The following is a 12,452-nucleotide window of genomic DNA, read 5'->3' as shown; positions in this document are numbered from 1 at the left end:
TATGACTAAACTCAAACCCTTAATACCTGAATTATTTTTAATTGTTTCGGTTATCTATTATTGGATTTTAACTTCTAACCTTTTAAATCCGTTCGCTATTGGTTTATTAGCTATTCTTATTTATCTTGTTATAAGCAAAAAAGAAACCTTAGGATTAGTTATTTCAGTTGTCTTTATTGCTTTGAATTTATTTCTGGTTATAGCATTAATTTCTGAATTATCAGAATTTGAAGTTGCTAATCAAAATTATAACAACCTTATCATTTTTGGTTCCTTGTACCTTGGATTAAATTTATTCTTGGCAGGATTTATGTTTTATAAATACTTGAAATTAAAAACAAATTAAAATTGAAAACTAAGTTACTCGTATTATTTGTATTGACATTTTCTACCATACAAGGCCAATTGCTTCAAGATAAGGGAGAATTCACTAAACAAGATACACTTAGAGGAAGCATTACTCCGGAACGTGAATGGTGGGATTTAACCTATTATCATTTAGATATTGAAGTAAAACCTGAAGACAAATTTATTTCAGGTAAAAATACCATTCAATATAAAGTACTAAAAAACAATCAGGTGATGCAAATTGATTTGCAACAACCTATGGAAATAACAAAGGTTCTTCAAGAAGGAAAAGAACTAGAGGTAAAACATGAAGAGAACGCACATTTTATAACGCTATCTGAAAATCAAAATATTGGAGATATCAATTCTATTGAAGTCTATTATAAAGGACATCCAAGAGAAGCTAAACGTGCTCCTTGGGACGGTGGATTTTCTTGGAAGAAAGACAAAAATGGAAAGCATTTTATAGCAACCTCTTGTCAAGGTTTAGGTGCTAGTGTTTGGTGGCCAAACAAAGATCATATGTACGACGAAGTAGATAGTATGCTGATTAGTGTTACCAATCCTAAAGGTTTAACAAATGTGTCTAACGGAAAACTTCGAGAATTAGTCAAAAATGATAATAACACCGTCACTTCGCATTGGTTCGTTAGCAACCCAATTAATAATTATGGAGTTAATGTGAATATTGGAGATTATGTCAATTTCTCTGAAGTTTTTAAAGGCGAAAAAGGGGATTTAGATATGGATTATTGGGTACTTAAAGATAATCTAGAAATAGCCAAAAAACATTTTAAGGATGCGCCCAAAATGATGAAAGCCTTTGAACATTGGTTTGGGCCTTATCCGTTTTACGAAGATAGTTTTAAACTCGTTGAAGTCCCTTATTTAGGCATGGAACACCAAAGTTCTGTAACCTATGGCAACCAATACAAACAAGGCTATTTAGGAAGCGATCTATCTGGAACAGGTTGGGGTTTAAAATTCGATTTTATCATTATCCACGAAGCTGGTCACGAATGGTTTGCCAATAACATTACCAATAAAGATATTGCTGACATGTGGATTCACGAAGGGTTTACATCATATTCAGAAAATTTATTTTTAGACTATTATTACGGCAAAGAAGCTTCTGCGGATTATGTGATTGGTACACGTAAAAACATCCAAAATGACAAACCGTTAATTGGCGTCTATAATGTAAATAATGAAGGCTCAAGTGATATGTATTATAAAGGTGCTAATATGCTACACACCTTGCGTCAGTTAATTGAAGACGATGAAAAATGGAGACAGATTCTTCGTGGTTTAAATTCTGAGTTTTACCATCAAACGGTGACTACAAAACAGATTGAAGATTACTTAAGTGAACAAACAGAAATTGATTTAACGGCGTTTTTTGATCAATATTTAAGAACCACTAAAATTCCGACATTGGAATATGAAATAAAAAAAGGAGAACTAAAGTATCATTGGACAGAGATTGTTGAGGATTTTGATATGCCTATTCAAGTTGAAATTAACGGCAAATCTGAATGGCTGTTTCCAAAAGCAGTATGGCAATCTAAAAAAATCAATTCAGAAGACTTTAAAATAGATAGAGATTTCTACGTGAATTCTAAAAAATTATAACTTTTGGAATTACCAGAATTATATTTTAAAACAGATACGGAATGGCGCGAATGGTTACTAAACTATCATGATTCAGTAAAAGGCGTTCATTTAATTTTCTATAAAGTAGATCATAAAAAAGACTCTATGCGTTGGGAAGAAGCCGTAAAAGTGGCGCTTTGTTTTGGTTGGATAGATTCTACCGTAAAAAGTTTAGGAGATGGAAAACGGCGACAATATTTTTGTCCAAGAAAACCTAAAAGTGTTTGGAGTGCAGTTAACAAAAATTATATTATTGAATTACATAAAGAAAACTTAATCCACAAAAGCGGTCATATTTCTATTAAAATAGCGAAAGATAATGGCAGTTGGACAACATTAGATGATGTAGAAAACGGAGTTATTCCTAACAATCTTCAACACGCTTTTGATGTCAACAAAAATGCTTTTAAGAACTACCTCAACTTTGCTCCTAGCTATAGAAAAAGTTATTTGTATTGGTTAAATCAAGCAAAAAGAGAAACTACGCAACAAAAAAGAATCGCAGAGATAATTCAACTCTGCGATGCTAATATTAAAAGTCGTGATGTTCGGTAGATTACAAACCACTGATATAACTTCCATAAGGGTCTTTAAACTGCATGCCTTCAGAATAACGGTACTTACTTAATTTTTTAAACTGTGTTAAACCCCAAAGAATAAATTCCTTTTCAAAATACACGTCTTTAGGATCTATTTCTGGCTGATAATCTGCAATTAAAGCATCTAAAGGTTTTACTTCATCTAATTTAGCTTTATACGTAGCATCATCAAAATCATCTAACAATTCAAATCCACTACCATTAAAAAACCACGAAATTAAATCGTCATAAGGTGTTTCTTCACCTTGTTTTTCTAACTTCTCAACTTTAGGGAAATATTTAGGAAATAACGTTTTCACTGCTGCTTCCATTAAAGCATTGGCAACAAAATCAGCACCTTCTTGTTCTCCTTCATACACTAATTCAACTTTCCCTGTAATTGCAGGAATAACTCCTGTAAAATCAGATAAGCGCACTGCGGTTGAATCATCACCTGCAATTAAAGCTCTACGTTCTGCGGTGCTTAGTAAATTCTCAAAAGCCGTAATACTCATACGTGCACTCACTCCACTTTTCACATCTACGTATTCACTTTCTCTGGCTTCAAAACTGATTTGCTCTAAAAGGTCTTTCGCTAATTCAGGAACATAAACAGATTCCGATTGTCTAGAATCTAACTTCGCCTCTTGTGCTGTAATTGTTCTTGCCGTTTCTACATCTTCAGGATAATGCGTTAAAATTTGAGAACCAATTCTATCTTTTAAAGGAGTTACAATACTTCCTCTATTGGTATAATCCTCAGGATTTGCAGTAAAAACAAACTGCATATCTAACGGTAATCTTAACTTAAAGCCTCTAATTTGTATATCACCTTCTTGTAAAATATTAAATAAAGCCACTTGAATACGTGCTTGTAGATCTGGCAACTCGTTAATTACAAAAATGCAACGGTTAGCTCGTGGAATCATCCCGTAATGAATGACACGGTCATCGGCATAACTCAATTTTAAATTGGCTGCTTTTATCGGATCTACATCACCAATAATATCTGCAACAGTTACATCTGGTGTGGCTAATTTCTCCGCAAAACGATCACTTCTATGCAACCAAGTTATCGGAGTATCATCCCCTTTTTCTGCAATCAATTCTACAGCAAATCTTGAAATTGGTGCTAAAGGATCATCATTAATCTCTGAACCTTCTACGACTGGAATATATTCATCCAACAGATCCACCATCATTCTTGCTAAACGTGTTTTGGCTTGTCCTCTTAATCCTAATAAATTAATATTGTGTCTAGACAAAATAGCACGTTCTAATTCTGGAATTACCGTATTTTCATAACCGTGAATACCTTCAAACGTGGTTTTCTTATTCTTTATATTTCCAATGAGATTATCTCTCAATTCATCTTTAATAGATTTTGATTGATAGCCTGCTTTTTTTAATTCTCCTAGTGTTTTTATATCTTTCATTTTATAGCTTTTGGCTATTAGCATTTAGCTATTAGCGAGCTCATTTGAGCTAAAGGCTAATATCTAAGAGCTAAAAGCTGGTTTTATCCTTTAATTCTTTTTTTTCTGTTGTTTTCGTAATCTTCAAAAATCATTTCACCCAAACCTTTTAATCCTGTGTAGAATGCTTTACCTCTATTGGCTTGCGTAAATTCTCTAATGAATTGCATTAAATAAGGATCTTGAGCAATCATAAAAGTTGTAATAGGAATATGTAATCGTCTTGCCTGCTGTGCCATGGCATAACACTTATTAGTGATATAGGGATCTAAGCCATTACTGTTTTTATAATATTGTCCGTCTGGCATACGCAAACAACTTGGTTTACCGTCGGTTATCATAAAAATTTGTTTATTGGTGTTTCGTTTTCTTCGTAACATATCCATCCCTAATTGTAATCCGGCAACCGTATTTGTGTGATATGGACCCACTTTTAAATAGGGTAATTCTTTGATTTTAATTGGCCAAGCATCGTTTCCGAAGACTAATATTTCTAAAGTGTCTTTTGGATAGCGTGTGGTAATTAACTCTGCTAATGCCATAGCTACTTTTTTAGCAGGAGTAATCCGGTCTTCACCATATAAAATCATACTGTGACTTATATCAATCATAAGCACTGTACTCATTTGGCTTTTGTGAAGTGTTTCTTCAACCACTAAATCGTCTTCAGTTAAACTAAAATCACCTATACCGTTATTGATTTGAGCGTTTTTCAGACTCTCTGTCATAGAGACTTTATCTAAACCATCACCAAATTGATAGGCTCTTAAATCGCCCGTATGTTCATCTCCTAAACCAACACCTTTACTTTTATGATTACCTGAACCGCTCCGTTTTATCTTTCCAAAAATTTGATCTAAAGCTTGCTGACGAATAGCGCGTTCCGTTTTTGCAGTAATTGTCATACCACCTTCACCTGTTCCGTTTGGATCTAGTTCTTCTCGTATATAACCTTTATTCTTTAAATCTTCAATGAAATCATCAATGGTGTACTCTGGAGTGGTTAACTTGTATTCTTTATCAAGTTCCCTTAACCAATCTATAGCTTCATCAAAATCACCAGAAGTATGTGTAATCAATTCTTTAAAAATCTCGAAAAGCTTTTCGAAGGGAGATTGATGTGGTGCTTCGTAAGTTTTAAATACAAAGCCCGATTTATTTAGTTTTTGTTTCATAGCTATGTAAAAATAATGCTTTTTACACGCGCTTCAATAAGCATTAACATCTCTTTTAGAAATGAGTTTTTAGATTGGGCAATGTTTTAAACTATGAAGAGTTACAAATTTAAAATACTATAATAAAACCTAAATATTAATCTAATACAATTGATTAGAAATTAGAAACAAACATATTAAGATACTAAAAAACAAATCGTTACAATATACGGAATATCATTTTTTTTGAAGTTGAAATTTTTATTGGAGCAGTTCTTACTAGGATGACGTTATTGTTTAAAATTTATAACAAACAAAGTAAACCAAAAAAAAATGTAAGATTTAGATTATTCTACACGCCTTAAGCCATCTAAATCTTCGATCTTTACATGTTTCCCTGTGGTAGAAATTAGACCTTCTTTTTTAAATTGAGATAAAATTCTAATGGCTGACTCTGTGGCTGTACCTACTAAACTAGCATAATCTTCTCTAGATAAGACAACGCCTAAAAACCCATTCTCGTCAGTATTAAAAGTTTCATACAAGTAAATTAACACATCGGCTAAACGTTGCTTTACCGATTTTTGAGCCATATCTACAATAATATTATCTGCTATTCTTAGCTCTTTTGCCATTTCTTGAAGCATGTCTAAAGAAAAATTAGCATTATTGGCTAGATCATTAATAATCTCATTTTTTGGTATAAAGCAAACTTCCATTTCATTTAAAGCAATAGCAGTAAGATTAGATTTTTCGTCTGTAACCAAAGAACGTTGCCCAATTAAATCACCTCTAACTACCAATTTTACAATTTGGTCTTTACCATTAGCACTTAATTTAGATAATTTGCAAACACCATCTTTTACACAATAAACACCATTAATGCTCTCGCCTTCTCTAAAAAGGATTTCTCCTTTTTTAACAAACTTTGAAGTCTTACATCCCGAAATTCGGATTAAATCATCTTTTCCTAATGACCTTAACGAATTAAACTGCTTAATTATACATTGTTCACATTTACTCATTCCAAAATCTAATAATTTCAAAGTTAATCAAAACATGACAAATATCATAGATTATAATCACTAGTTTTGTGACTTTTGCAATAGGTATAATTGAGCAAATTTTATAATGGAAAACAAACCTTGTTTTCATTGTGGTGATGACTGTGGGAATCATCCAATTACATTTCAAGACAAATCATTCTGCTGTAATGGCTGTAAAACTGTTTTCGAGATTTTTAACGAAAACGATCTTACATGTTATTATGATTTACAAAATTCTCCTGGAGCAATCCCAAAGGAAATTGAAGGTAAATACGATTTTCTAACTCAAGAAAATATTATTGAAAAACTAACGGAATTTAGAGGCGATTCTATTGAAATTGCTACACTTTACATTCCTCATATTCACTGTAGTTCTTGTATTTGGATTTTAGAAAACCTAAACAAACTCAATCCTAATATTTCAAATTCTCAAGTTAATTTTGGCAAGAAAACAGTTAGAGTTACTTACAATTCTGAGGCTACAGATTTAAAATCCGTTGTCTTATTATTAAGCTCAATTGGTTACGAACCTTATATTAGTTTAGACGATTTTAACTCAGGTAAAAAACAAGTTAACAGAACCTTAATCTACAAACTTGGAGTCGCTGCTTTTGGGTTTGGTAATATTATGTTTTTGTCTTTTCCTGAATATTTTGAAGTCAACGAATATTGGTTAGAACAATACAAACCGTTATTCCGTTGGTTAATGTTTGCCTTGTCGTTACCAATTGTATTTTACTCTGCTCAAGATTATTTTATTTCTGCTTACAAAGGTTTAAAAGCAAAGATTTTAAATATTGATGTTCCAATTGCTTTAGGTGTTTCTGTACTATTTATAAGAAGTACCATTGAAATTATATTTGATTTAGGTTCTGGTTTTTTCGATAGTCTTGCTGGTTTAATATTCTTCCTCTTAATTGGAAAATTCTTTCAGCAAAAAACATATGAATTCTTATCTTTTGAGCGCGACTATAAATCTTACTTTCCAATTGCAATAACTAAAATTAATAAGGATGGTTTTGAAGAAACCATTCAAGTATATGATATAGAAAAAGGCGATCGTATTTTAATTAGGAATGAAGAATTAATTCCTATTGATGGTATTCTCATTAACGGCAACGCAAAAATTGATTATAGTTTTGTTACTGGCGAATCGCAAACCATTTCAAAACAATCTGGAGATAAACTATTTGCTGGTGGTAAGCAAACCAATGGTGTTATTGAAATGGAAGCTTTAAAATCCGTTGAGCAAAGTTACCTTACACAATTATGGAGCAACGATGTTTTCAATAAAAACAAAGAAGAAGGTTTTACCAACATTACCAATACTATTAGTAAACGTTTTACCATTGCTATTTTAACTATTTCAATTCTTGCAACAACGTATTGGCTATTTGCAGATTCTAGCAAGGCAATGAATGTTTTTACTGCGGTTTTAATTATTGCATGTCCTTGTGCTATTGCTCTTTCCGCTCCTTTTACATTTGGTAACTTATTAAGAATCTTTGGGAAACAAAAGTTTTACGTTAAAAACGCCAGTGTTATTGAACAATTAGCACAAATAAATACCATTATTTTTGATAAAACCGGAACAATAACCTCTAATAAAAATAGTAATGCAGAGTATGACGGAGCATCACTATCTGATTCTGAAAACATCGTTTTAAAAAATTCTCTCAGAGGATCTAACCACCCATTAAGCAGAACTTTATACCATATTTTAGAGGAAAACAACATTATTACACTCGATACCTTTGAAGAACATATAGGGAAAGGTATAGAAGCAAAACATAATGCTGTAAACATGAAAATTGGGTCTGCAAGTTTTGTTGGCAACTCTAATGAAAAAACGGTTTTAAACACCACAGTTCATGTAAGCAGTAATAATATTTATAAAGGAAAATTTACATTCTATAATAGTTATAGAAAAGGAGTTTCAAAATTATTTAATCAACTAAAACAACAATTCGATTTAGTTATCTTATCTGGTGATAATGAAGGGGAGCGTGAAAACTTAAAAAAATTATTACCTGCAAAAACCAAATTAATTTTTAATCAAAAACCAGAAGATAAACTCGATTTTATAAAATATCACCAGTCTGAAGGAGCAAAAGTATTAATGATAGGAGATGGTTTAAATGATGCAGGAGCATTAGCACAAAGTAATGTAGGCATCGCTATTTCTGAAGATGTTAACGTGTTTTCGCCTGCATGTGATGCTATTTTAGATGCTTCAAAATTTGAACAATTATTTACATTTATAAAAGCCTCTAAATCGGCGATTAAAATTATTAAATGGAGCTTTGTTTTGTCATTTTTTTATAATATTATTGGATTATACTTTGCCGTAACCGGACAGCTTGAACCAGTCGTTGCTGCTATTTTGATGCCTTTAAGCTCTATTAGCATTGTTATTTTTACAACTATTTCTACTAATATTTTAGGTAGAAAAATAATTTAGTTAAATTGACAAAACACATAAACAACTAATTATAAGCACCGTATAATTACAATTAGAAAAAATAAAACGTAAAAGTTAACAAATAGTTAAAAAAAATCATTAACATGATAAAAATCATGTTTTAATAATAGGTTCAATATTATTTTTGGGCCGTAACTTCACTAGGTATGAGTGTTATTTATATTTTATTATCAGTTAGCGTAGCTGTAGGTGTGACTTTTTTTGTCATTTTTATAATGGCTGTAAGGTCTGGTCAATACGATGACGATTATACGCCATCTGTGCGCATGCTTTTTGAAGATGAATTAGTAAAAGAAAAAACCAAAACAATAAAACAAACTAAAACCGACTAATAATTTTAATATGGAAATGCAACAATTCTATTACGATAATAAAATCGTTAAAAAATTCCTCTATGCCACAATAGTATTTGGTGTGGTTGGGATGCTTGTAGGTCTTCTTCTGGCCTTTATGTTTTTATTCCCAAACATGACCGATGGTATCTCTTGGTTGAGTTTTGGTCGATTGAGACCATTACACACCAATGCAGTCATCTTTGCCTTTGTAGGTAATGCGATTTTTGCAGGAGTTTACTACTCTACACAGCGTCTCTTAAAAGCTAGAATGTTTAGCGACCTATTAAGTAATATTAATTTTTGGGGTTGGCAAGCTATTATTGTTGGTGCCGCAATTACACTGCCTTTAGGGTATTCAACATCAAAAGAGTACGCAGAATTAGAGTGGCCTTTTGATATTGCGATTGCTGTAATTTGGGTAACTTTTGGTATTAACCTTATTGGTACCATGCTTAAACGTCGTCAACGCCATTTATATGTAGCCATTTGGTTTTATATAGCTACGTTTGTTACCGTAGCTGTACTTCATATTTTTAATAGTTTGGAAATCCCTGTGAGTTTTACAGGTATGAAAAGTTATTCGGTTTACGCAGGTGTTCAAGATGCCTTAGTGCAATGGTGGTACGGACACAATGCGGTTGCATTTTTCTTAACTACACCATTTTTAGGTTTAATGTACTACTTTGTACCTAAAGCAGCTAACAGACCTGTTTACTCATACAGGCTTTCTATTGTGCACTTTTGGTCATTGATCTTTATTTACATTTGGGCTGGACCTCACCACCTTTTATATACAGCATTACCAGAATGGGCACAGCATTTAGGTGTTGCATTCTCTATAATGTTATTAATGCCTTCTTGGGGAGGTATGATAAACGGACTTTTAACCTTGCGTGGAGCATGGGATAAAGTACGTACTGATCCTGTTTTAAAATTCATGGTTGTAGCTATTACTGGTTATGGTATGGCAACTTTTGAAGGTCCAATGCTATCGCTTAAAAACGTAAATGCTATTGCTCACTTTACCGATTGGATTATTGCTCACGTTCACGTTGGTGCGTTAGCATGGAATGGTTTCTTAGCCTTTGGTATGATCTACTGGTTGATTCCACGATTATTTAAAACTAAATTACATTCTATTGGTCTTGCAAATGTTCATTTCTGGATAGGTACTTTAGGTATTATGCTATATGCTTTACCTCTATATGTTGCAGGTTTTGCACAAGCAAGTATGTGGAAACAATTTAATCCAGATGGTACTTTAGTTTACGGTAACTTCTTAGAAACCGTAACCGAAATTATGCCTATGTATTGGATGCGTGCTATTGGTGGTACACTTTATCTTTCAGGTATGCTTATTCTAGTATTTAATGTGATTATGACGATTGTAAAATCTGAACATAAAGTAACTGATGAATTAGCAGAAGCACCAGCATTAAAACGCGTATCTAAGAGTCGTGTTGCAGGTGAAGGATGGCACACTTGGTTAGAGCGTAAGCCTGTGCTTTTAACTATATACGCTACAATTGCTATTTTAATTGGTGGTATTGTTCAAATAATTCCAACAATCGTTGTAAAATCTAACATACCAACTATTAGTAGTGTTAAACCATACACTCCTTTAGAATTAGAAGGAAGAGACCTTTACATCAGAGAAGGTTGTGTGGGTTGTCACTCTCAAATGGTTCGTCCATTTAGATCTGAAGTAGAACGTTACGGAGAGTATTCTAAAGCTGGAGAATTTGTTTACGATCACCCATTCCTTTGGGGAAGTAAACGTACAGGACCAGATTTACACAGAGTTGGAGGAAAATATTCAGACAACTGGCACTTTAATCACATGTATGATCCTCAAAGTACCTCAAGCGGATCTATAATGCCTTCTTATAAATGGCTTATTGTAGGTGAAGGTGCAAAACTAGATAAATCTACTATTGAAAAGAAAATGGAAGTTATGGTTACTTTAGGTGTTCCATATACTGAAGAAGATATAGCAAATGCTCAAGCTTCAATGTTAGAGCAAGGGACAAAAATTGAAAAAAGTCTATACAATGATCCAGATTTTGTAGCATCATACGAAGCAGACAAAGCGGCTTCAGGTGAAGAATTCATAGAAATGCGCAACAGAGAAATCGTTGCCATGATTGCTTACTTACAGCGTCTTGGAACCGATATTAAAGTAAAAGATATTATAGACGAAACTGCTCAAAACTAATTTATTATGTTCAAATTTATAAAAGGCCATTTAGAAAGCATTGCTGGTATTGAAATATATCCAATGATATCGCTTCTTATCTTTTTCATATTCTTCGTTGTGTTATTCTATTGGGTAATTACAGCTAAAAAAGAATATATAACAACCGTTAGTAATATACCATTAGACAACCAAAACGACACCGAAATATGAGACATTTAATTCCATCATACATCAGAGTACCTGTTATCTTTTTTGCGATTGCCGGACTCATAGAATACTTTGTAGATTCAGGTGATCAACCTGCATTTATTGAGCAACCTATTATTTTACTATTCTTAGTTCTTGTACTATTAGTACTTATTGGAATAGAAGGTATTGTTAGCTCAATGGATAACATTCTCTTTCAAAGTTTAGATGCAGAAGGTAAAGAACGCTATATAGCATCTAGAACTAAAGCCCCTCAATTTAAAAAGATTAATGCGCTTTATTCAAAATTAGTAGGTAAACAAAAACCTATTGAAGAAGAAAGTGAGATTATACTAGATCATAATTACGATGGTATTAAAGAATTAGATAATAATTTACCACCATGGTGGGTTTACAGTTTTTATATCTCTATAGTTTTTGCAGTCATTTATATGCTACGCTATCATGTGTTTAATGCAGATGATCAATTTGTAGAATATGAAATTGAATACGCAGAAGCTAATGCAGCCATTGAAGAATACAAAAAAACAGCAAAAGGCTTAGTAGATTTTAATACGGTAGAGCTCCTAACTGAAACAGCAGATTTAAATGCTGGTAAAAAGGTTTTTGAAGCCAACTGTATTGCTTGTCACAAAGCTGATGGTGGAGGTGGAATTGGACCAAACCTTACTGATAATCACTGGATTTTAGGTGGAGGCATTAAAAACGTTTTCAAAACAATTTCTGAAGGTGGACGTGACGGAAAAGGTATGGTATCATGGAAATCTGAATTAAAGCCTTTACAAATGGCTCAGGTTGCTAGTTATGTTTTAAGTTTTCAAGGCACAACACCAGCAGAACCAAAAGCTGCAGAAGGTGATATTTGGGTAGAAGAAGGTGCTATTGATACTAACACAGAAGCTACAGAAGATAATAGCGATGCAACTACAGAAGAAGTAACTGAAGTTATTGAAAATGTAGTATCTAATAATTAATTA

At 32.7% G+C, this 12,452-nt stretch carries 11 protein-coding genes; 8 read left to right on the top strand and 3 right to left on the bottom strand.

What is annotated here, in order from left to right:
* Window position 1: 1 nt before the first annotated feature.
* From ACJJVO_RS18180 to ACJJVO_RS18170, 3 genes are read left to right on the top strand one after another with little or no spacing between them, the layout of a single operon-like run.
* Complete coding sequence (locus ACJJVO_RS18180) at window positions 2–346, top strand: hypothetical protein (RefSeq protein WP_405576709.1); 345 nt, start codon at window positions 2–4, stop codon at window positions 344–346.
* Between the two features lie 2 nt (window positions 347–348).
* Window positions 349–1,980, top strand: a complete 1,632-nt coding sequence (locus ACJJVO_RS18175) for a M1 family metallopeptidase (protein WP_405576707.1) — start codon at window positions 349–351, stop codon at window positions 1,978–1,980.
* 3 nt (window positions 1,981–1,983) lie between these two features.
* Window positions 1,984–2,556 (top strand): YdeI family protein, encoded by a 573-nt coding sequence (locus ACJJVO_RS18170; protein ID WP_405576705.1) that lies wholly within the window; start codon window positions 1,984–1,986, stop codon window positions 2,554–2,556.
* Between the two features lies 1 nt (window position 2,557).
* Here the strand turns inward: ACJJVO_RS18170 and ACJJVO_RS18165 are convergent, their stop codons facing one another.
* The 3 genes from ACJJVO_RS18165 to ACJJVO_RS18155 all read right to left on the bottom strand — a co-directional run bounded on the left by ACJJVO_RS18165 (window position 2,558) and on the right by ACJJVO_RS18155 (window position 6,233).
* Entirely contained in the window at window positions 2,558–4,015 is a 1,458-nt protein-coding gene (locus ACJJVO_RS18165) for a magnesium chelatase (RefSeq protein ID WP_405576703.1), read from the bottom strand.
* 83 nt (window positions 4,016–4,098) lie between these two features.
* Window positions 4,099–5,229 (bottom strand): vWA domain-containing protein, encoded by a 1,131-nt coding sequence (locus ACJJVO_RS18160; protein WP_405576701.1) that lies wholly within the window; start codon window positions 5,227–5,229, stop codon window positions 4,099–4,101.
* A gap of 326 nt (window positions 5,230–5,555) precedes the next feature.
* On the bottom strand, window positions 5,556–6,233 hold the full coding sequence (locus ACJJVO_RS18155; RefSeq protein ID WP_405576983.1) for a Crp/Fnr family transcriptional regulator: 678 nt from the start codon (window positions 6,231–6,233) through the stop codon (window positions 5,556–5,558).
* A 106-nt stretch (window positions 6,234–6,339) separates the two neighbouring features.
* Here ACJJVO_RS18155 and ACJJVO_RS18150 point away from each other — a divergent pair, with 106 nt between their 5' ends.
* The 5 genes from ACJJVO_RS18150 to ACJJVO_RS18130 all read left to right on the top strand — a co-directional run bounded on the left by ACJJVO_RS18150 (window position 6,340) and on the right by ACJJVO_RS18130 (window position 12,449).
* Window positions 6,340–8,715 carry a heavy metal translocating P-type ATPase gene (locus tag ACJJVO_RS18150; RefSeq protein WP_405576699.1) on the top strand — a complete coding sequence of 792 codons (2,376 nt, stop codon included), beginning with the start codon at window positions 6,340–6,342 and terminating at the stop codon, window positions 8,713–8,715.
* 167 nt (window positions 8,716–8,882) lie between these two features.
* Complete coding sequence (ccoS, locus tag ACJJVO_RS18145; RefSeq protein ID WP_405576697.1) at window positions 8,883–9,068, top strand: cbb3-type cytochrome oxidase assembly protein CcoS; 186 nt, start codon at window positions 8,883–8,885, stop codon at window positions 9,066–9,068.
* A 10-nt stretch (window positions 9,069–9,078) separates the two neighbouring features.
* Window positions 9,079–11,286: a cytochrome-c oxidase, cbb3-type subunit I gene (gene ccoN / locus ACJJVO_RS18140; RefSeq protein WP_405576695.1), complete on the top strand. Its 2,208-nt coding sequence runs from the start codon at window positions 9,079–9,081 to the stop codon at window positions 11,284–11,286.
* A 6-nt stretch (window positions 11,287–11,292) separates the two neighbouring features.
* On the top strand, window positions 11,293–11,478 hold the full coding sequence (locus ACJJVO_RS18135) for a CcoQ/FixQ family Cbb3-type cytochrome c oxidase assembly chaperone (RefSeq protein ID WP_405576693.1): 186 nt from the start codon (window positions 11,293–11,295) through the stop codon (window positions 11,476–11,478).
* Window positions 11,475–12,449: a cbb3-type cytochrome c oxidase N-terminal domain-containing protein gene (locus ACJJVO_RS18130; protein WP_405576691.1), complete on the top strand. Its 975-nt coding sequence runs from the start codon at window positions 11,475–11,477 to the stop codon at window positions 12,447–12,449. Before ACJJVO_RS18135 ends, ACJJVO_RS18130 begins: the two co-directional genes overlap by 4 nt.
* Window positions 12,450–12,452 lie beyond the last annotated feature (3 nt).

The sequence above is a fragment of the Winogradskyella sp. Asnod2-B02-A genome (genome assembly GCF_045063645.1).
Classification (GTDB): Bacteria; Bacteroidota; Bacteroidia; order Flavobacteriales; family Flavobacteriaceae; genus Winogradskyella.
Note: the sequence above shows the minus strand (reverse complement) of the source record. Positions and strands in the feature narration are given on the sequence as shown.

Excerpts from the sequence above, each read along its gene's own strand:
- ACJJVO_RS18150 (WP_405576699.1), top strand. The coding sequence starts at position 6,340 with ATGGAAAACAAACCTTGTTTTCATTGTGGTGATGACTGTGGGAATCAT.
- ACJJVO_RS18180 (WP_405576709.1), top strand. The coding sequence starts at position 2 with ATGACTAAACTCAAACCCTTAATACCTGAATTATTTTTAATTGTTTCG.
- ACJJVO_RS18160 (WP_405576701.1), bottom strand. The coding sequence starts at position 5,229 with ATGAAACAAAAACTAAATAAATCGGGCTTTGTATTTAAAACTTACGAA.
- ACJJVO_RS18130 (WP_405576691.1), top strand. The coding sequence starts at position 11,475 with ATGAGACATTTAATTCCATCATACATCAGAGTACCTGTTATCTTTTTT.
- ccoS (WP_405576697.1), top strand. The coding sequence starts at position 8,883 with ATGAGTGTTATTTATATTTTATTATCAGTTAGCGTAGCTGTAGGTGTG.
- ccoN (WP_405576695.1), top strand. The coding sequence starts at position 9,079 with ATGGAAATGCAACAATTCTATTACGATAATAAAATCGTTAAAAAATTC.
- ACJJVO_RS18135 (WP_405576693.1), top strand. The coding sequence starts at position 11,293 with ATGTTCAAATTTATAAAAGGCCATTTAGAAAGCATTGCTGGTATTGAA.
- ACJJVO_RS18165 (WP_405576703.1), bottom strand. The coding sequence starts at position 4,015 with ATGAAAGATATAAAAACACTAGGAGAATTAAAAAAAGCAGGCTATCAA.
- ACJJVO_RS18155 (WP_405576983.1), bottom strand. The coding sequence starts at position 6,233 with ATGAGTAAATGTGAACAATGTATAATTAAGCAGTTTAATTCGTTAAGG.